The organism is Rhizobium aouanii, from assembly GCF_037002925.1.
GTDB classification, from domain to species: domain Bacteria; phylum Pseudomonadota; class Alphaproteobacteria; order Rhizobiales; family Rhizobiaceae; genus Rhizobium; species Rhizobium aouanii.
On sequence record NZ_JBAMYD010000005.1, the window covers coordinates 376,135 to 394,547 of the forward strand.

At 60.6% G+C, this 18,413-nt stretch carries 18 protein-coding genes; 10 read left to right on the plus strand and 8 right to left on the minus strand.

The features are described 5' to 3' along the window. Positions 1 to 27: 27 nt before the first annotated feature. From V8P77_RS11855 to V8P77_RS11880, 6 genes are all read right to left on the minus strand, one after another. Complete coding sequence (locus V8P77_RS11855) at positions 28 to 1,557, minus strand: FGGY-family carbohydrate kinase (protein ID WP_335912854.1); 1,530 nt, start codon at positions 1,555 to 1,557, stop codon at positions 28 to 30. Between the two features lie 37 nt (positions 1,558 to 1,594). Beyond that, the gene (locus V8P77_RS11860; RefSeq protein ID WP_335912855.1) at positions 1,595 to 2,437 is read right to left on the minus strand and encodes a DeoR/GlpR family DNA-binding transcription regulator; all 843 of its coding nucleotides are present in this window, start codon (positions 2,435 to 2,437) and stop codon (positions 1,595 to 1,597) included. Between the two features lie 149 nt (positions 2,438 to 2,586). After that, positions 2,587 to 3,534, minus strand: a complete 948-nt coding sequence (locus V8P77_RS11865) for a D-ribose ABC transporter substrate-binding protein (protein WP_017956522.1) — start codon at positions 3,532 to 3,534, stop codon at positions 2,587 to 2,589. 111 nt (positions 3,535 to 3,645) lie between these two features. After that, on the minus strand, positions 3,646 to 4,698 hold the full coding sequence (locus tag V8P77_RS11870; protein WP_335912856.1) for an ABC transporter permease: 1,053 nt from the start codon (positions 4,696 to 4,698) through the stop codon (positions 3,646 to 3,648). 135 nt (positions 4,699 to 4,833) lie between these two features. Beyond that, positions 4,834 to 6,378, minus strand: a complete 1,545-nt coding sequence (locus tag V8P77_RS11875) for a sugar ABC transporter ATP-binding protein (protein ID WP_335912857.1) — start codon at positions 6,376 to 6,378, stop codon at positions 4,834 to 4,836. Then, positions 6,375 to 7,031 (minus strand): DUF2291 family protein, encoded by a 657-nt coding sequence (locus tag V8P77_RS11880; protein WP_335912859.1) that lies wholly within the window; start codon positions 7,029 to 7,031, stop codon positions 6,375 to 6,377. Before V8P77_RS11880 ends, V8P77_RS11875 begins: the two co-directional genes overlap by 4 nt. A gap of 758 nt (positions 7,032 to 7,789) precedes the next feature. Between V8P77_RS11880 and V8P77_RS11885 the strand changes: the two genes are divergently transcribed. From V8P77_RS11885 to derI, 7 genes are all read left to right on the plus strand, one after another. Beyond that, positions 7,790 to 9,364 (plus strand): FGGY-family carbohydrate kinase, encoded by a 1,575-nt coding sequence (locus tag V8P77_RS11885; RefSeq protein ID WP_335912861.1) that lies wholly within the window; start codon positions 7,790 to 7,792, stop codon positions 9,362 to 9,364. Between the two features lie 32 nt (positions 9,365 to 9,396). Then, positions 9,397 to 10,908, plus strand: coding sequence for a glycerol-3-phosphate dehydrogenase (locus tag V8P77_RS11890; protein WP_335912862.1), 1,512 nt, complete (start codon positions 9,397 to 9,399; stop codon positions 10,906 to 10,908). An 11-nt stretch (positions 10,909 to 10,919) separates the two neighbouring features. Continuing rightward, entirely contained in the window at positions 10,920 to 11,852 is a 933-nt protein-coding gene (locus V8P77_RS11895; RefSeq protein WP_335912863.1) for a sugar phosphate isomerase/epimerase family protein, read from the plus strand. A gap of 70 nt (positions 11,853 to 11,922) precedes the next feature. Beyond that, positions 11,923 to 12,858: a sugar-binding transcriptional regulator gene (locus V8P77_RS11900; protein ID WP_335912864.1), complete on the plus strand. Its 936-nt coding sequence runs from the start codon at positions 11,923 to 11,925 to the stop codon at positions 12,856 to 12,858. Between the two features lie 99 nt (positions 12,859 to 12,957). Next, positions 12,958 to 13,734 (plus strand): DeoR/GlpR family DNA-binding transcription regulator, encoded by a 777-nt coding sequence (locus V8P77_RS11905; protein WP_335912865.1) that lies wholly within the window; start codon positions 12,958 to 12,960, stop codon positions 13,732 to 13,734. Next, the gene (locus V8P77_RS11910) at positions 13,731 to 14,501 is read left to right on the plus strand and encodes a triose-phosphate isomerase (RefSeq protein WP_335912866.1); all 771 of its coding nucleotides are present in this window, start codon (positions 13,731 to 13,733) and stop codon (positions 14,499 to 14,501) included. The genes V8P77_RS11905 and V8P77_RS11910 overlap by 4 nt, the downstream gene beginning before the upstream one ends. 11 nt (positions 14,502 to 14,512) lie before the next feature. Continuing rightward, complete coding sequence (derI, locus tag V8P77_RS11915) at positions 14,513 to 14,968, plus strand: D-erythrulose-4-phosphate isomerase (protein WP_072641292.1); 456 nt, start codon at positions 14,513 to 14,515, stop codon at positions 14,966 to 14,968. Positions 14,969 to 15,065: 97 nt separating this feature from the next. Here the strand turns inward: derI and V8P77_RS11920 are convergent, their stop codons facing one another. Further along, a complete protein-coding gene (locus V8P77_RS11920; RefSeq protein ID WP_335912872.1) occupies positions 15,066 to 15,248 on the minus strand; it encodes a hypothetical protein in 183 nt (60 codons plus the stop codon). Between the two features lie 197 nt (positions 15,249 to 15,445). Between V8P77_RS11920 and ku (V8P77_RS11925) the strand changes: the two genes are divergently transcribed. The 3 genes from ku (V8P77_RS11925) to ligD are packed head-to-tail and all read left to right on the plus strand — an operon-like array spanning position 15,446 to position 18,228. Then, positions 15,446 to 16,345 (plus strand): non-homologous end joining protein Ku, encoded by a 900-nt coding sequence (ku, locus tag V8P77_RS11925; protein WP_335912874.1) that lies wholly within the window; start codon positions 15,446 to 15,448, stop codon positions 16,343 to 16,345. A 12-nt stretch (positions 16,346 to 16,357) separates the two neighbouring features. Then, the gene (gene ku / locus V8P77_RS11930) at positions 16,358 to 17,176 is read left to right on the plus strand and encodes a non-homologous end joining protein Ku (RefSeq protein ID WP_335912876.1); all 819 of its coding nucleotides are present in this window, start codon (positions 16,358 to 16,360) and stop codon (positions 17,174 to 17,176) included. 8 nt (positions 17,177 to 17,184) lie between these two features. After that, positions 17,185 to 18,228 carry a non-homologous end-joining DNA ligase gene (gene ligD / locus V8P77_RS11935; protein ID WP_335912878.1) on the plus strand — a complete coding sequence of 348 codons (1,044 nt, stop codon included), beginning with the start codon at positions 17,185 to 17,187 and terminating at the stop codon, positions 18,226 to 18,228. On the opposite strand, the gene V8P77_RS11940 is transcribed toward ligD, so the two are convergent. Then, positions 18,225 to 18,413: hypothetical protein (locus V8P77_RS11940; protein ID WP_335912883.1), on the minus strand; the 189-nt coding region annotated here is incomplete at its 5' end. The genes ligD and V8P77_RS11940 overlap by 4 nt on opposite strands.

Below are 18,413 nucleotides of genomic sequence, written 5' to 3' on the forward strand. Positions count from 1 at the left end.
TCGCCCGCCGCAGCAGGCATCTGTCTTTCAGTTTGCCGATTGCTCCGGCGCAAGCGCGGCAATCTTCGGCCAAAGGGGGATCATCGCGTCGGCAATGTCGCGGAATACCCGGTAACGCTTTTCATAATCCGCGCTGCGCGCCGCATCGGGCTGGCAAGACTTTGTGATGGAGGCCGTGTCGCGCGGATCGCTCTGCGGATCGGCGAAGATACCGGCGCCAGACCCGGCACAAAGCGCAGCACCCCAGGCGGCCGCCTCATCCGTCTCGGTGACCGTGACCGGCATGCCAAGCACATCGGCAAACATCTGCACGACGGCAGGATTGCGCGAGACGCCACCGGCGAGCCGCGCCTGATCGAAGGCAAAGCCGTCGCGAAGCGCGTCGACATGGATGCGATGATTGAAAGCGATGCCTTCAAGCACAGCGCGCAGCATGTCGCCGCGATCGTGCCATCCACCGAGCCCGAAGAATCCGGCGCTGGCTGCTGCGCCGTAAGGCGAGCCGAAGAGATAGGGATGGAAGAGCGCCGTCGAGGGACGTTCGAAGGCGGCGTCGATCTCGGGCGCCAGCAGGGCGTGGATCGAGTTGCCTTGTACCTCGCCACTCGTTCGCTCGGCAGCGCAGAGCGTGTCCAGAAACCAGTCGTAATTGGCTGTCGATGCAGGGGAAATCGACATGCTGTTCCAGATGCCGGGCGCAATCCCGTTGCGGCAGAACCAGCGTCGGTCGACACGCGGTTCCGACGAAAGCGTCTCGTTGATCGAATAGGTCCCGGCAATGACTGCGACAACGCCCTTGGCATAGCCTCCTGCCCCGAGCGCCGAGGCCGTGACGTCGTGTAGACCGGCAACGACAGGCGTTCCTTCGGCAAGGCCCGTTAGCTGCGCGGCTTCAGGGGTGACGCGTCCGACGATCTGGTCGGAGCGGGAGGCTGGCGGCAGGGCGTGGACGAGATCCTGCAATCCAAACAGCTGCAGGGCATCTTCACTGTAGTTCTGCGTTTTGACATTGGTGAAGGAGGTGCTCGCTTCGGTGCGATCCGTACCGATGATCCCGGTCAGGCAGAACCGCAGCCAATCCTTGCAGCTGATGAAATGGCCAATGCGCTTGTAGCGCTCAGGCTCCATTTCACGGATCCAGGCAAGCAATGCCGATGGCGCGGAGACATGCGGGATCTGCCCCGTCAGGTCGATCGCCAGGTCGGCGACATCGCTATCTGTCCACCGGTCGACGATCGCCCCTGCCCGGCTGTCCAGCGAGAGAATGGCCCGGCCGAGCGGCTTCCGGGCGTGATCGAGCAGGTAGATGCCGTCTCCATGTGCGGTGGCGGCAATGCCCTCTATGTCGCTTGCCGGCCGTCCGCTGAGTGAAATCGCTTCGCGGATGGCATCGGCCGTCGCGTTCCACAATTCATCCATATCGCGCTCGATATGGCGTGCCTTCGGAATGAACTGTGTGACGCGGCGACGGGCGACTGCAAGCGGCGTGCCGTCGATATCGAAGATGACGGCCTTGGTGACTGTCAAACCACTATCGATCCCGAGCAGTGTCGGCATTCAAGTTTACCTCATGAGGAGCAACGGGTCGGCGCCGTCAGGAGCGCCCTCCGGCGCCCCTGGCGATGACCACGTTGATATCTCTGGACCGCATGCGGTCGATGTGCACCGGCTGGGTCTTGTCGTCGACGATGACGACGTCGAATTCATCCAGTGCTGCGAAACTGTGGAGCGCACGCCGTTCGAACTTGGTATGATCGGCGAGCAGGATGCGTTTTATGGAACAATCGAACATTGCGCGCTTAGTATCGACTGTCTCAGGAGACTGGTGCAGCACCGTGCCATCGCTGATCGCCGACATCGAGATGAACGCGATATCGGCCCTGAGAGCCTTGATCTCGTTGATGGTCATGCGACCCATGAAGGCATTGCACCAATTGTAATACTGGCCGCCGAGGGCGAGCAGCGTCACGTCATGCAGGCCCGTCAGCGCATTCATCAGAGTCAGGGAATTGGTGATTGCGGTGACCGGCGCCTTCGAAGGCAGATGTGCCGCCATCTGAAGAACCGTGGTCGAGTCGTCGAAAAAGATCGCCTGCCCCGGTTCGACGAATTGCATTGCCGCCTCGGCGATCAGCTTCTTTTCGGCCGACTGACGGTTCGAGCGATAGACGTCGCTGGATTCGATGAGATTGGTCGCCGCCGCAGTGACGATGCCGCGCGTCTTCCTGAAGAGGCCGCGGCTGACGAGTTCATCGACATCGCGGTGAGCCGTCATCAGGCTGATCCCAAAGCGGTCGGTCAGGTCTTCAATCCGCATCGAGCCTTCACCCATCACGGCCTCTGCAATCATGCGGCGGCGCGCGATCTGGCGCGTCTGCCGGCTGTCGCTGGTGAGCTGGTCCAACAGATCGTCGTCCCGGCTGGTCTTCTGTGTCACGGGTCACCCCTGTCGCTGAATTATGGATCCCAGCTTCGTACAGTGATTGCCGCGCCAAGGCAAAAAGGCGAAACGCAACCGGCGGTTGGATCGTCGGCCATCGCTTCCAGCACGAAAATGAGGGCGCTCTTGCGAGCGCCCTTTACCGTTTACTGCGCCAGAACGAACGGGCCAGTGTACTTGTCGATGTTGTCCTTGGTGATCAACAGGCAATCGAAGAGCTGCTTCTCGCTCTTGGCGCCGGTGTTACCCGTCTTGATGAGGTTGTCGGCCTGCTTGACGGCTTCTTCGGAGAAGACGGCAACCGGTTGGAGGACGGTGTATTGGAGTTCGCCCGCCTTGATGGCAGCAACGGCATCCGGAGAACCGTCGAAGCCGCCGACCTTCACATTGGCGAGCTTGCCGGCTTCCTTGAGTGCGGCGATCGCACCGAGCGCCATTTCGTCATTGCCCGAGATGACGCCGACGATATCCGGGTTGGCCTGCAGCATGGACTGCATCTTGTTGTGGCCCTGGGTGCGGTCCCAGTTGGCAACTTCCTGGGCCACCTTCTTCAGATCCGGATACTGCGAAAGGACAGTCTCGTAGCCGTTCGAGCGCGTCGCCGCGTTGTTGTCGGATGGAGCGCCGAACAGTTCGGCATAGTTGCCCTTGTCGCCGATCGCTTCGACCCATTGCTGCGCGCCGAGAGCGGCACCCTGTGCGTTGTTGGAAACAAGCTGCGCCTTCGCCAGGCCTTCCTGGTTGATTTCGGCGTTGACGAGGATGACCGGGATGCCGGCAGCAACGGCCTTCTTGACCGCACCGACGGAACCGTCGGCGTTTGCCGGGTCGAGGATGATCGCCACAGACTTGTTGGTGATCGCCGTATCGATCAGGTTGCTTTCGGTATTGGTGTCACCCTTGTGGGCGTTGACCGAGGCCGTGTAGCCCAGCTTTTCGGCGGTTGCCTTGGCCACATTGCCTTCCGTCAGCCAATAGGGATTCGACGGATCGTTAACGATGATCGTCATCATACCCGCTGCCCAAGCCGAGCTTGCCAGAAGCGGTGCTACGGCCGCGGCGGCCAGAAGTATGCGCATGCCTTTCTTAAACATAGTCTCTCTCCCATTCGTGAGCTCAGTTATTGCCGAAGATCCGGCGTTGCTTTCCCCAATCGGCTTTCTGGACTCCAGCCTGCCGTCGTGGATAAGTTTCGGTCTCAGCCGTCAGGACGATTTGACCCGGCGGCCGTATTGGATGCTGTTCATGAGGACGGCGAGAACGATCACGGCGCCGGTGAATACGGTCTGCCAGTAGGCCGAGACGCCGATGATCACGAGGCCGTCCGAAAGGAAGCCGATAACGAAGGCGCCGAGCATGGTGCCGCGGACCGTACCGCGGCCGCCGGTCAGCGCCGCGCCGCCGATAACCACGGCTGCGATTGCCGTCAGCTCGTAGGTTGTGCCTGCCGTCGGACCGGCCGAGGTCAACTGCGAGGAGAGGACCAGGCCGGCGATTGCGGCACAGACGCCCGAAAGCACATAGACGATGATCTTCACGCGCTTGACCGGGACGCCGGAGAGGTCGGCGGCACGCTCGTTCCCACCTGAGGCGTAGAGCCAGCGGCCGAAGGCGGTGCGGCTCAGCACGATGCCGCAAATGATGGCGAGAACCGCAAGCACGATGACGCCGATCGGAATGCCCGCGAGGCGGTTGAAGCCGAGCCAGTCGAAGCCGGTATTGCCGAGTTCCGGACGGCCGCCGAGATTGTTGTAGGTGAGGCCGTTGGTCATCAGGAGAGCGATACCGCGGGCCACGTAGAGCACGCCGAGCGAAGCGACGAAGGCAGGCACCTTGAGATAGGCGATCAGCACGCCGTTGACTGCACCGACCAGCGCACCGAGCGCACATGTGATGACGACGACGGCCCAGACCGGCGGATAAAGGATGACGCCGAAATAGGTGAGCGTGACGCCCTGCATCAGGAAACCGGCAATGCAGCCTGCAAGCCCAAGCGTCGAGCCGACCGAAAGGTCGATGCCGCCATTGAGGATGACGAGCAGCATCCCGATCGCCAGAATGCCGAAGATCGCGACGTGCGACGCCATGATCAGGAAGTTGTTCAGAGTGAAGTAATAGGGCGACAGGAATGAGAAGACCGCGATGATGACGATCAGCGCGAAGAAGGCCCGGCCCTCCAGGATGAGACGCACGATATTGGTATTGCGCTTCGGCCCGCTGGAAACTGTTTTCTTTTCGGTGACGTTCGTGACTGACATAATCAGTGCTCCATAATCCAGGCTAGAGCATGATGCCGAAAAGTGTGCGCGGTTTTCGGACGACATCATGCTCTACTTCTTTGATTTAGATCAGGATTCAGATTTTAGGCTGATCGGGCCTAAAATCATCCTGATCTAGTGCGCGACCACGGCTTCGCCGGAGGCGGCCATGATCTTTTCCTTGGTGACATCCGAGCCGAACTCGGCCGATATCCTGCCGCGATGCATGACGATGATGCGGTGCGCGATGCTCAGGCATTCATTGACTTCGGACGTCGAATAGATGACCGCCAATCCCTGCTTGGCGCGCTCCGCGAGCAACTTGAAAACTTCCGCCTTGGCGCCGATGTCGATGCCGCGGCTTGGCTCATCGAGCAGGATGACTTTCGGCTGGGTTGCCAGCATCTTGCCGATGACGACCTTCTGCTGGTTGCCGCCGGAGAGCGAGCCGATCGAAGCTGCGCCGCCATCGGTTTTCACATGCACCCGCCGGATCGCGTCATTGACGAGATCGCGCTCCCGATGGCCGGAGGTGAAAAGCCCTTTGGTGAAGGCGCGGATACTCGCAAGCGACAGATTGGAGCCGACCGTCATCGTCTGGACGAGGCCGTCGCGCTGGCGATCTTCGGGCACGAGCACGAGACCGCTGGCAATGCGCCCGGCTATGCTGAGCCCACTGACGTCCTGTCCTTCGAGCAGAACCTGTCCGCCGCTTGCGCGCAGACGTCCGGCAACGCACTCGAGCAGTTCCGTGCGCCCGGCGCCCATCAGCCCGTAGATGCAGACGATCTCGCCGGCACGCACCTTGAGAGACAGACGATCGACTGCATTATAGGCGGCGCCGGAGGGACCGGGGACACTGAGATTTTCGATGGAAAGCGACACGTTTCCGAACGGGTGATCTTCCGGCGGGCTGCCGAGGTCGAAATTCTCGCCGACCATGTTGCGGACGATCCACTCAAGATCGATATCCTTGCGTTCGGCATAGGCCGTCATGTTTCCGTCGCGCAGAACGACGGCATGATTGGTGATCTGCAGCGCCTCTTCCAGATGATGCGAGATGTAGACGATCGACACGCCTCGGCTCGTCAGATCGTGGATGACCTTGAAGAGCACTTCCACCTCGGTCGCGCTCAGCGCCGAGGTCGGCTCGTCCATGATCAGGATGCGCGAATTGACGGAGAGCGCCCGGGCAATTTCGACGATCTGCTGCTGGCCGAGGCGAAGATCCTCGACGCGCGTCAGCGGATCGATGTCTTCCTCGAGTTCCTCCATCAGCGCGCGGGTCTGACGCGCCTCTTCAGCGAAGTCGACGACACCGCCCTTGATGATCTCCCGGCCCATGAAAATATTGTCGCGGACACTGAGATTGGGGGCCAGGCTGAGCTCCTGGTGAATGATCGAGATCCCGCACTCGCGCGCATGGGTCGACGAGCTAAAGCTGATCGGCGAGCCGTCGAGAATGATCTCGCCGGAGCTTGGCTGCGCGACGCCCGAAAGGATCTTCATCAAGGTCGACTTGCCCGCGCCGTTCTCTCCGAACAGCGTTGTGACCTGGCCGCGACGAATGTCGAAGTTCACTCCCTTCAGGGCATGTACGCTGCCGTAGGATTTTGCGATGTTGCGGGCAGCGAGGACGACCTCGCCTTTCGCCCCGTTGCTGCGTTGCGGCTGGTTCATTTGAGCTCGACCTTCACCGGCGTGACGAGCCAGTTCTTCGGGTTGATGAGCTTGAAGACGCCGACCACGGTCGCCTGCTTTCCGTCCAGGGCGTCAGCATCCAGGCCCGCAAAAACCGCCTTCTTCATCTCATTGTTTATGGCCGAGCCGGCATCCTGATACTGGATCTGGTTGGTAAACTGGCCGAATTCGATGGTGCCGGTTGCATCGCGGAGGTCCGTGCCGTTGACCGCAGGGCCGGTCTGGACACGGACCACCGTCTCGGGAGGCAATCCATCGATCTTCATTTCGTTGGTATTCGACTTGCGGGCGCCGAAAACACCGGTCAGCGTGACGGGAATGACCGGTCCGGTGCTCGTCGCAGTGCCGTATTTCTCGGCCGCCGCCTTCTTGTCGGCGGCAATGGCGGCCGCAAGCTCGCCGGCCGCAACAGCCCGCTCCTCGACATTCGCCTTGATCTTCGGGAACTGCTCGGCGCCGAAGGTTTCCGGAGAAAATGCCTGCTGGCGGACATCGTTTTCGGAACCGATCCTGACGACCGTCGTATCGAACGCGATCGCTGCAACGACGATAACCGCCAACGCCGCGCTGACAAGGAGCCCGCGATTGCCGCTGCTCGGCTTTGATGCTGGATAATCGGGCGATGTACTCATGTCCGGACAGCCTTGGCTTGGAATGGCAAGATGGAGAGGGCTAGCGCGACGATGATCGCAGGCGGGCTGAAGCATTGCGTCGCACCGGAACAGAAGCCGGCGGGCCACCCGCAAGAGCGCAACTCTGGACGAAAATTCGCATTGGAAGCCTCCTCAACGAGACCGGCGGTCGTCTCCTCCAACCGCCTGGGCCTGCAAATTCTCCATCAGGAAGCGCGCTTCCGTGATAGAAGTATGTTATTTATGCCGTAAATGATGTTATAAATTTTATGAGCTGTCAACGGCACTTTCAAGGTTTGTCGATTAAATTGCAGGGTCTCACATCTTGTTTATCACGCTGCGCTGCAGCGAAAAGGGGCAGCAAATGCTAACAGCTTCACGCATGTCATTCGATCGCATTATGGCAGTATATATCTGTTATCACATCAATATTTTGCACGTTAAGCATTGCAGGCGCTACCGTTTTCGATGCCGCACGGCAATCGCTGGGCGCCACAGACGCAACGCCCGTACCCATCTATTTTAGATGAAAAAAATTACATCGCTAGAAAAATCTTACTGGCATTATGGTATCTTTATGTTATGTTTTTAAGCGAGCTTAGGGAGGTTTCGGCTGCGCGCTCGATCTGAGATTAAAAACCGAATTTGGCAGCCGGATGCATCATCCCAGAGAGTTGAGGGATCGGGAGGACTTCAGATGAATTTGATGCGCGTATTATCCGTCGCGACGCTTGCTAGGATGGCGAGATAGGCCTGCAATGACATCGACCGAGAAGATCATCATTGGGATAGATGCCGGCACCTCGGTCATCAAGGCTGTCGCCTTCGATCTGTCCGGCCGCCAGATCGCCACCGCCTCCGTTCGCAACCGATACGCCACCGGAGATGATGGCTCGGCAACGCAGTCACTGAATCAGACCTGGCTCGATTGCGCCAGCGCGTTGCGTGGCCTCGGCGAAAAAGTCCCCGCCCTCGCATCCCGCACCGCAGCCATCGCCGTCACCGGACAGGGCGACGGCACCTGGCTCGTCGGCCGCGGCAACAGGCCGGTTGCCGATGCCTGGCTATGGCTCGACGCGCGCGCCGCGCCGACGGTGACGTCGCTCGCCGGCGGAACGCAGAACCGGGCCCGCTTCGAGGCAACGGGCACCGGTCTCAACACTTGCCAGCAGGGCGCGCAACTCGCCCATATGGACCGCTTCACGCCGGATCTTCTCGATCGGGCGGAGGCGGCGCTGCACTGCAAGGACTGGCTCTATCTCAACCTCACAGGCGTGCGGGCAACCGATCCATCGGAGGCAAGTTTCACCTTCGGCAATTTCAGAACGCGCCAGTATGATGCCGTCGTGATCGACGCGCTCGGCCTTGGCCACAGACGCGGGCTCCTGCCCGAAATCATCGACGGCAGCGAGATCAGCCACAAGCTGACATCAGAGGCGGCGAAGGCCTGCGGGCTTCTTGCCGGAACGCCGGTCTGCCTCGGCTATGTCGACATGGTGATGACGGCGCTTGGTGCAGGCGTGCGCAGCGGCGCTCGCAACGCCGCCTGCTCGACGATCGGCTCGACCGGCGTGCACTTGCGCGCCAAATCCGTTGCCGACGTTCAGCTCAATCGCGAGGGCACCGGCTATGTGATCGCCCTGCCCATCCCCGGCATCGTCACTCAGGTCCAGACCAATATGGGCGCCACGATCAACATCGACTGGATCCTCGATGTCGCCGCCTATCTGATGGCTGAGGCGGGCAAGCCTGCTTCGCATGCAGACCTCATTGCGCGCATCGACGGCTGGTTTGCAGAAAGCCGGCCGGGGTCGGTGCTTTACCATCCCTACATTTCCGAAGCGGGCGAACGTGGGCCTTTCGTCAACGCCAATGCGCGCGCGGGCTTCACCGGGCTTTCGATGCGTCACGGCTTCCCCGACCTGCTGCGCAGCGTGGTCGAAGGGTTGGGGCTTGCCACCCGCGACTGCTACGCGGCGATGGGCGCGATGCCCGAAGAGCTGCGGGTCACCGGCGGGGCAACACGCTCCGTCGCCCTTCGCCGCTCACTTTCGGCCGCCGTCAACGCACCGATCCGCCAGTCGCGCCGCGAGGAGACCGGGGCGGCCGGCGTGGCGATGATGGCCGCGGTGGCTGTCGGCGTCTATTCCAGCATGGACGATTGCATTGCCGACTGGGTGACGCCGCTGCTCGGCGATCCGGAGATACCGGATGCCAGCGAGGCCCACAGGTTCGACCGGCTTTTTTCTGCCTACACCGATGTACGCCAGGCAATGGCACCCGCCTGGGACAAGCTTGCCGAAGCCGCAACGACGTCGCCGCTGGGCGCGTAATTCTGATGCAGCAGGCATCGAAGGAGCATGACATGACCGAACCCGAACTCCTGGATCTCTTCGTCATCGGCGGAGGCATCAACGGCGCGGGGATAGCACGCGATGCTGCCGGCCGCGGCCTGAAGGTCGTGCTGTGCGAAAAGGACGACCTGGCACAGGGAACCTCGTCGCGTTCGGGCAAGCTGGTGCATGGCGGTTTGCGTTACCTCGAATATTACGAATTCCGCCTGGTGCGTGAGGCGTTGATCGAGCGTGAAGTGCTGCTCAATGCCGCGCCGCATATCATCTGGCCGATGCGCTTCGTCCTGCCGCACAGCCCGGAAGATCGCCCCGCATGGCTCGTGCGGCTCGGCCTCTTCCTCTATGATCATCTCGGCGGCCGCAAGAAGCTGCCCGGGACCCGAACGCTCAATCTGCTCCGCGACCCGGAAGGCACGCCGATCCTCGATCAATACACACGCGGTTTTGAATATTCCGATTGCTGGGTCGACGACGCCCGCCTCGTGACCTTGAATGCGGTGAGCGCAGCGGAAAACGGCGCTTTGGTGCTGACCCGCTCGCCGGCCGTGTCGGCCCGTCGCGAGAACGGCGGTTGGACGGTGGTCACGAAATGCAACACCACGGGAGAGACGCGAACCTTTCGTGCCAAATGTCTGGTGAACTGCGCCGGCCCCTGGGTGATGGACATCATCAATCGCGTCGCCGGGTCGAACTCCAGCCGCAATGTTCGCCTCGTCAAGGGCAGCCACATCATCGTGCCGAAGTTCTGGCCGGGAGCCAATGCCTATCTGGTGCAGAACCACGACAAACGCGTCATTTTCATCAATCCCTACGAGGGTGACAAGGCGCTGATCGGGACGACCGATATCGCCTACGAAGGCCGGGCCGAGGATGTCGCCGCCGACGAGACGGAGATCGAGTATCTACTCCAGGCGGTCAATCGCTACTTCAAGGAAAAGCTGCGTCGCCACGATGTGCTGCACAGCTTCTCCGGCGTGCGCCCGCTGTTTGACGATGGCAAGGGCAACCCGTCTGCCGTTACCCGCGACTATGTCTTCGATCTCGACGAGACAAGCGGCGCTCCACTGCTCAACGTCTTTGGCGGCAAGATCACCACATTCCGCGAGCTCGCCGAACGCGGCATGCAGCGTCTCAAGCACATTTTCCCGAACATGGGAGGCGACTGGACTGAGAAAGCGCCGCTGCCCGGCGGCGAAATTCCGAATGCCGATTACGAGAGCTTCGCCAACAGCCTGCGCGATACCTATCCCTGGATGCCGCGCAAGCTCGTGCATCACTACGGCCGTCTCTATGGCGCCCGCGCCAGGAATGTGGTCGCCGGCGCGACAGGCATAGAAGGGCTCGGGCGGCATTTCGGTGGGCAGCTCTATGAGGCCGAGGCCCGCTATCTCGTCGCCACGGAATGGGCCGAAACGGCCGAGGACATCCTCTATCGCCGCACCAAACACTACCTCCATCTGAACGAAGCGGAACGCGCTGCCTTTGGCGAGTGGTTTGCTTCAACCCGCCTTGCCGCCGCCTGAAGGATGCCGCCATGCCGCTGACCCTTTCGCTCAACACCAATCCGCTGGTGAACCGCTTCGCCGACCCAGACGATCTGATCGATACGGTTGCGCGTGATTTGCGAATCCGCGACCTCCAGCTGACCCACGAGTTCATCAATCCGAGCTGGCAGGCGCCCGTGATTAACCGCCTGACGCGCAAGATGAGCGCTGCCATGAAGCGCACCGGCGTGCGGGTCACCTCGGGCATGACCGGTCCCTATGGGCGCCTCAACCATTTCGGACATCCGGATGCCGATGTGCGCCGCTACTACGTCGACTGGTTCAAGACCTTTGCCGACATCACCGCCGATCTCGGCGGCCATTCGGTCGGCACGCAATTTGCGATCTTCACCTATAAGGACTTCGACGATCCGGTCAGACGCGAGGAACTGATCAAGATCGCCATCGATTGTTGGGCCGATGTCGCCGAGCACGCGCGCGCTGCAGGCCTCTCCTACATGTTCTGGGAGCCGATGAGCATCGGCCGCGAGTTCGGCGAGACGATCGGCGCCTGCCTGTCGCTGCAGGAGCGGCTGACATCCGCCGGAATGGCCATCCCGATGTGGATGATGGCGGATATCGATCATGGCGACATCACCTCCGCCGATCCCGACGACTACGACCCCTATGCCTGGGCGCGCGCCGTCCCGCCGGTATCGCCGATCATCCACATCAAACAGAGCCTGATGGACAAGGGCGGGCACCGGCCCTTTATCGCCGAATTCAACGCCAAGGGCCGCATCCAGCCGGCACCTCTGCTCCAGGCCCTGGCCGAAGGTGGGGCGAAAGACAATGAAATCTGCCTGGAACTCTCCTTCAAGGAACGCGAGCCGAACGATCGCCAGGTCATCCCGCAGATTGCCGAAAGCGTCGCCTTCTGGGCGCCGCATATCGACACCGGCGTCGCTGACTTGAACATCTGAGGCGGAGATCTTTAAAAGGCAGCACTGCGATACGGCGGAATCGCCGCATGACCTTCGAAAAGGAGCCGTGATGACGGACGCCGATGATACGCTTGCCGTGCGTGCTGCCTGGCTTCACTATGCCGGTGGCCTGACGCAGTCCGACGTTGCTCGTCGCCTCGGCGTGCCGTCGGTAAAGGCTCATCGCCTGATCGCCAGAGCGGTTGCCGATGGCGTGGTCAAAGTTACCATCGACGGGGATATCGTCGAATGCGTCGAGCTGGAGATGCGGCTTTCGGAACGGTTCGGGCTTCAATATTGCGAGGTCGCCCCCGATCTCGGCGAGGAAGGCTTGCCGCTTCGCGCACTCGGCCATGCCGGCGCCGGCTATCTCAAGCGCGAGATCGAGCGCGGCGAAAATACGGTCATCGGCCTTGGTCATGGCCGCACGCTTTCCGCTGCCGTCCAATATATGCCGAGGGTGAGTGCGAAGAACCTGCGCTTCGTCTCTTTGCTTGGCGGGCTGACACGAAACTACGGCGCCAATCCCTATGACGTGATGCATCGCATTGCCGAAAAGACCGGCGCCCATGCCTATGTGATGCCGGTTCCCTTTTTCGCCAATACCGGCGAGGACCGCGAAGTGCTGAAGGCGCAGCGTGCCGTCAAGGAGGTCTTCGATCTTGCCAATAATGCCGATCTGAAGCTCGTCGGCCTGGGAACTGTCGATGCCGAGGCGCAGCTTGTTTTGTCCGGCATGGTTGAACCCGGTGAAATCGACGACATTGCTGCCGCGGGCGGCGTCGGCGAAATCCTCGGACATTTTTTCGACGCCGACGGCCATATCCTCGAGACCGCGCTGACGGCGCGCACGCTCTCTGCGTCTTTTCCCAAAACCAAGAAAGAGCGGCTTGTGGCGCTGGCGGGCGGACAGTCGAAAGTGCCGGCCATCCGGGCAATTCTCAATAGCCGCCGTCTTTTCGGGCTGATCACCGACGAGCGGACCGCCCAGGCGCTGCTGAAGTAACGATCGAAAGCAACAACATTTGATCGCAAAATAACATAATAAATGTTGATTATCACGCATACTCCGTTATCTTAACATCAAACGAGGGTGGAGACCGGGATGAGGCGGGAAGAGCGGCAGCAGTTGATTGTCAACCTGCTCGTCGAAAACAAGACCGTCGATCTCGACGACCTTGCCGATCGCTTCACCGTGTCAAAGATGACGATCCATCGCGATCTCGACGATCTCGAGCAGGCCGGCGTCCTGCGCAAGGTTCGCGGCGGCGCGACCATTGACGCCGGAACGCAGTTCGAAAGCGACTTCCGCATTCGCGAACGCCAGGGCAACGAAGCCAAGCTGGCTATGGCCGAGACCGCGCTGGAACTGGTCGAGCCGGGGATGACGGTGATGGTAAACGACGGCTCGATGGCGGCCGTACTTGGAGAAATGCTGCTGCAGAAGCGGCCGTTGACCTTGATCACCAACAACGCGGCGATCATGGAGCGGCTGAAAGGCGAAACCGGCATCAGGCTGATCGCGCTCGGCGGTATCTATTCGGCCAAATTCAACGCCTATCTCGGTGTCGTCACCGAGGAGGCACTGTCGCGGCTGAGGGCCGACATCGCCTTCATTTCGACGCCCGCTGTCAGCGGCGGGCGCGCCTATCACATGGACGACAACGTCGTTCGCGCCAAACGGGCGATGATCGCGTCCTCGACCAGGACCTGCCTTCTGGTCAATCACCAGCGCATCGGCCACACCGCCCTGCATGTCATGGCGGATCTGGCCGATTTCGACGCGATTATCACCGACAGCGCACCGGATGCGGCTGTTCTGGAGGAATTCGAGCAGGCGGGCATTACGCTCACCATTGCATCAACGCAGGATCCGACATGACCGAAAAGCCGCGCTTCTGGATTGGCACCAGCTGGAAGATGAACAAGACGCTTGGTGAAGCCGAGCATTTCGCCCGCGGTCTTGAAGCTGCCGATGCCGCGCGCGACCCGCGTATTCAGCGCTTCGTCATTCCGCCCTTCACGGCGGTGCGCGAGGTCAAGGCGATGCTTGCCAAGACCTCGGTGAAGGTCGGCGCGCAGAACATGCATTGGGCCGACCAGGGCGCCTGGACCGGCGAAGTCTCGCCGGTGATGCTGAAGGACTGCAATCTCGATCTCGTCGAGCTCGGCCATTCCGAACGGCGCGAACATTTTGGAGAGACCGACGAGACTGTGGGTCTGAAGACCGAAGCGGCCGTTCGCCACGGTCTCATTCCGCTGATCTGCATTGGCGAGACGCTTTCCGACCGCGAGAGCGGAAAGGCCGCCGACATCCTGGCAACCCAGGTGCGCGGCGCGCTTTCGAAACTTTCGGGCGCCCAGAAAAGCGCCGAAATCCTGCTTGCCTACGAGCCCGTCTGGGCGATCGGCGAGAAGGGCATCCCGGCGACCGCAGATTATGCGGATGCCCGCCAGTCTGAAATCATCGCCGTTGCCGAAACTGTGCTGGGCCGGAAGATCCCCTGCCTCTACGGCGGGTCGGTCAACCCGCAGAACTGCGAAGAACTGATTTCGAGCCCGCATATCGACGGGCTCTTCATCGGCCGTTCGGCCTGGGATGTCGAAGGTTACCTCGACATCCTGGCCAGATGCGCCGCCAAACTCTGAGGAGAAAGACAATGAAGCTTGCGATTGCAGGAGACAGCGCCGGCGAAGGTCTCGCCAAGATCCTGGCCGACCATCTGAAGGACCGCTTCGATGTGTACGAAGTCTCGCGCACCAGCGCCGGTGCCGATCCGTTCTACGCCAATCTCTCGGACCGCGTCGCCTCAGGCGTCATCGACGGCACCTATGACAAGGCGATTCTCGTTTGCGGCACCGGCATCGGTGTCTGCATCTCGGCCAACAAGGTTCCGGGCATCCGCGCCGCCCTGACGCACGACACCTATTCTGCCGAGCGTGCAGCACTTTCCAACAATGCGCAGATCATCACCATGGGAGCCCGCGTCATCGGAACGGAGCTTGCAAAGTCGATCGCTGACGCGTTTCTTGCCCAGACTTTTGACGAGAACGGCCGCTCTGCCGGTAACGTCAAGGCCATGGATGATCTCGACGCAAAGTATAGCGCCCGCTGATCCTGCCGCGACCAAGAAAAAGGGGTTGTCGGGTGACCAGCATCGGCTGTGTGGCCGAAGAGGCCGATGCGGGAGATCAATGCGATTGGCGACCTCGTCAATGCTTGACGTTGCGATCGCCTTGGTCGCCCTCGCCGGCCTTTGCTTTCGTCTTGGCCCTTTTACGGCGATCGGCAGCTAGCGAGCGTCCGACGTCGTCGCTCTCCTTAAACTGTCCCTGCTTATTGCGGCGGACATAGCGTTTGTCGGTGCCGGTATCGATAAGTTCGCGCTTGGTCATGTCATCTATTCCTGTGGTTGCCTTCTTCTTGAAACGCACGCTGTGGCAAAAAGATGCATCGAATCAAGAACATCTCCAGACTCGGAATACGGGAGGCTGTCGTTCGTTAAGTCCTTGAAATTAGATTCGTTTCGCGGCGGAACAATCAGCCGGGTGATTGAGTTGACTCGCGTTGGTTGTGTGAGGGAGTCGCTCAGATGGTTGCCCCGCGGGCGAATTGGAAAGGCTACATCAAGTTTGGAGAAGTTGCGTTTCCCGTCGCGCTCTACACGGCCGCATCCTCGTCCGAACGGATCGCATTTAACACCCTGAACCGAAAGACCGGCAATCGGGTTCGCCGTGAGTTCGTCGACAGCGAAACCGGCGATCCCGTCGAGCGCGAGGATCAGGTCAAAGGTTTCGAGATCGAGGACGGGCGATATGTCGTCCTTGAACCCGACGAAGTCGCGGCCGCGATTCCGAACAGCGATAAGACACTTACGGTCGAGGCGTTCATTCCATGCGATGAAGTCGATGATGTCTATTTCGACAAGCCCTACTACCTTGCTCCCGACAAGTTAGGAGGAGACGCCTATAAGCTGCTGCGCGACGGCATGAAAAAGGCAAAGGTTGCTGCAATTGCTCGTACGGTCTTGTTCCGGCGTCTGCGTACCGTTCTCATTCGGCCGCACGGAAACGGCTTGGTCGGCTCCACCTTGAACTATGACTATGAGGTCCGTTCGTCGCAAAAGGCTTTCGAGGAAATGCCGGACCTGAAGATCGAAGGTGAGATGCTGGAACTCGCCAAGCACATCATCAATACGAAGAAAGGTGAATTTGATCCGAAGCAGTTCGATGACCGCTATGAGGAGGCAGTCGCCGAGCTGGTGAAGGCCAAGATCGAGGGCCGGACGCTGCCGAAGAAGAAGGCACCCCCCGCATCAAAGCCCAGCGACCTGCTTCAGGCGCTGCGTGAAAGTGCCGGAATGTCCGCGGCCGCCAAGAACAAGCGCACCGCAGCTAACGCCAATGCCGGAAAAGGTCGCCAGAAGGCAGCGCGTGCTACATCGGCGAAGTCGCGTGGCACCGGCGCCGCTCAACACCGCCGTGCCAGCTGATCGGAGGATGCCATGGCCCTTCGTCCCCACTGGAAAGGCTACCTCAAGCTCTCGCTTGTCACCTGCCCCGTGCAGATGATGCCGGCGACCTCGGAAAACGAGAAGGTCCGCTTCCACACCTTGAACCGAGAGACGCAGAACCGCGTCGTCAGCCACTACGTGGATTCTGTCACCGGCAAGGAGGTGAAGGATGAGGACGAGGTCAAGGGTTATCAACGCGGTGAGAACGAGTATGTTATTCTGGAAGACGAGGAGCTCGAAAGTATCGCGCTCGACAGTACCAAGACAATCGACATCGAAGTTTTCGCGCCGCGTGACGGCGTCGACTGGATTTGGCTCGATACGCCCTATTATCTTTCTCCGGACGATCCGGTCGGCCAGGAGGCATTTTCGGTCATTCGCGACGCCATGGCCGCCGAGAATATGGTCGGCATATCGAGACTGGTGATCTCGAGACGGGAACGCGCCGTCATGCTGGAGCCACGCGGCAAGGGCATCGTGCTCTGGACGCTACGTTATGGAGATGAGGTGCGCGACGCTGAGACCTATTTCGAGAGAGTCGATGGCCAGCCTGCCGACAGCGAAATGATGCCGCTTGTCCAGCAGCTCATTAAAAAGCAGACGCAGCACTGGAGCCCGAAGATGGTTTCCGATCCGGTTCAGGACAAGCTCCTCGACATCATCGACGCGAAGAAGAAGCAGATGAAAAAGCCGAGCAGGGCAAAATCCAAGTCCAAGGAAAAGCAAGAGCCGGCCCCGAGCAATGTCATCAACATCATGGATGCCCTGCGCAAGTCGGTCGAAGCGGAAAACCGCCCGGGGAGGCGCTAGGCCTGATCATGACGCGCCCGCGCCGCCCAATTCTGCCCTTGCTCGACGAATCTCACTCAACGCTGCAGTCTCGTCCGATCCGCAAGCGCGATCCCGATCAGCCCAGTCTGCCCTTCGATCCAATGCCGTCGCGCATCGAGCCTTGCCTCGCACTGCTGAAGCCGACTGTGCCCGTGGGGCCGGATTGGCTCTATGAGGTGAAGTTGGATGGCTATCGATTGGCAATCCATATTGAGCCGAAGGGCGTGCGGGTCATCACCCGCGGCGGACATGACTGGACCCACCGCTTCCCCACCATAGCCGCGGCAGCGAAAGAGCTTGGTGTAACGACCGCCATTCTCGATGGCGAGGCCGTTGTACTCGATGATCATGGCCGATCGGATTTTGGCGCCCTGCAGCGTTCGCTCGGCGGGCGGGGCGGGAAGCGGGTGTCGACCGAGTCAATCCTCGTTGCCTTCGACCTTCTCTATCTCGATGGACACGATCTGACAGGCACCGAGCTTGATGTACGCCGGCACCTGCTTGAAGACCTGATACCGGACGGCGGCGATCAGACGATCCGCATCTCCGAGGAGATAGATCTGCCGGCCGAAGAACTCCTCGAGCACGCTTGCCATCATCATCTGGAAGGCATCATTGCCAAGCACCGCGACCGGCCCTACCGTAGCGGTCGCACGGGCGATTGGCTGAAAATCAAGTGCGTCCAGAGCGAGAGCTTCATGATCGTCGGCTATGAGCAGTCTGCAGCCGCCCGCGGCGGCATCGGCAGCCTATTGCTGGCCGGCAGACGAGGCCTCGACTGGATTTACGTCGGTTCCGTCGGAACCGGTTTCACTGCCAGCGACGCTGAATATTTGAAAAAGACGCTGGACCGGTTGAAGACGAGCCAGCCGGTCGTTCCGCTGAAGGGCAAGCGCCTCGTCCTCGTGCAGCCGACGTTGATCGCCGAGATCGAGTTTCGCGGCTGGACGGATGACGGCAATCTCCGCCACGCCTCGTACAAGGGGCTTCGCGAGGTTCAGGACAATGCGGCTGTCTTCGATATGCCCTAGCAGGCTGCTGAAATTGGCACTGCGTTGCCGCAATCGAGAGCTTGGGTGCGATTTTTTGACGGATATCGGCCGTATTTGAGCTGGCCGCAGGCGATATCTTGATCATATTGGCCTATTTGCCTCCCATAAGACACACTTCGCCCGTCGATCCGATCAATTTCGGAAGACGAATGATGTTGTAGGCG

Coding starts and splice junctions, on each gene's coding strand:
- V8P77_RS11855 (WP_335912854.1), bottom strand. CDS start 1,557: ATGCCGACACTGCTCGGGATCGATAGTGGTTTGACAGTCACCAAGGCC.
- V8P77_RS11865 (WP_017956522.1), bottom strand. CDS start 3,534: ATGTTTAAGAAAGGCATGCGCATACTTCTGGCCGCCGCGGCCGTAGCA.
- V8P77_RS11870 (WP_335912856.1), bottom strand. CDS start 4,698: ATGTCAGTCACGAACGTCACCGAAAAGAAAACAGTTTCCAGCGGGCCG.
- V8P77_RS11875 (WP_335912857.1), bottom strand. CDS start 6,378: ATGAACCAGCCGCAACGCAGCAACGGGGCGAAAGGCGAGGTCGTCCTC.
- V8P77_RS11880 (WP_335912859.1), bottom strand. CDS start 7,031: ATGAGTACATCGCCCGATTATCCAGCATCAAAGCCGAGCAGCGGCAAT.
- V8P77_RS11885 (WP_335912861.1), top strand. CDS start 7,790: ATGACATCGACCGAGAAGATCATCATTGGGATAGATGCCGGCACCTCG.
- V8P77_RS11890 (WP_335912862.1), top strand. CDS start 9,397: ATGACCGAACCCGAACTCCTGGATCTCTTCGTCATCGGCGGAGGCATC.
- V8P77_RS11895 (WP_335912863.1), top strand. CDS start 10,920: ATGCCGCTGACCCTTTCGCTCAACACCAATCCGCTGGTGAACCGCTTC.
- V8P77_RS11900 (WP_335912864.1), top strand. CDS start 11,923: ATGACGGACGCCGATGATACGCTTGCCGTGCGTGCTGCCTGGCTTCAC.
- V8P77_RS11905 (WP_335912865.1), top strand. CDS start 12,958: ATGAGGCGGGAAGAGCGGCAGCAGTTGATTGTCAACCTGCTCGTCGAA.
- V8P77_RS11910 (WP_335912866.1), top strand. CDS start 13,731: ATGACCGAAAAGCCGCGCTTCTGGATTGGCACCAGCTGGAAGATGAAC.
- derI (WP_072641292.1), top strand. CDS start 14,513: ATGAAGCTTGCGATTGCAGGAGACAGCGCCGGCGAAGGTCTCGCCAAG.
- V8P77_RS11920 (WP_335912872.1), bottom strand. CDS start 15,248: ATGACCAAGCGCGAACTTATCGATACCGGCACCGACAAACGCTATGTC.
- ku (WP_335912874.1), top strand. CDS start 15,446: ATGGTTGCCCCGCGGGCGAATTGGAAAGGCTACATCAAGTTTGGAGAA.
- ku (WP_335912876.1), top strand. CDS start 16,358: ATGGCCCTTCGTCCCCACTGGAAAGGCTACCTCAAGCTCTCGCTTGTC.
- ligD (WP_335912878.1), top strand. CDS start 17,185: ATGACGCGCCCGCGCCGCCCAATTCTGCCCTTGCTCGACGAATCTCAC.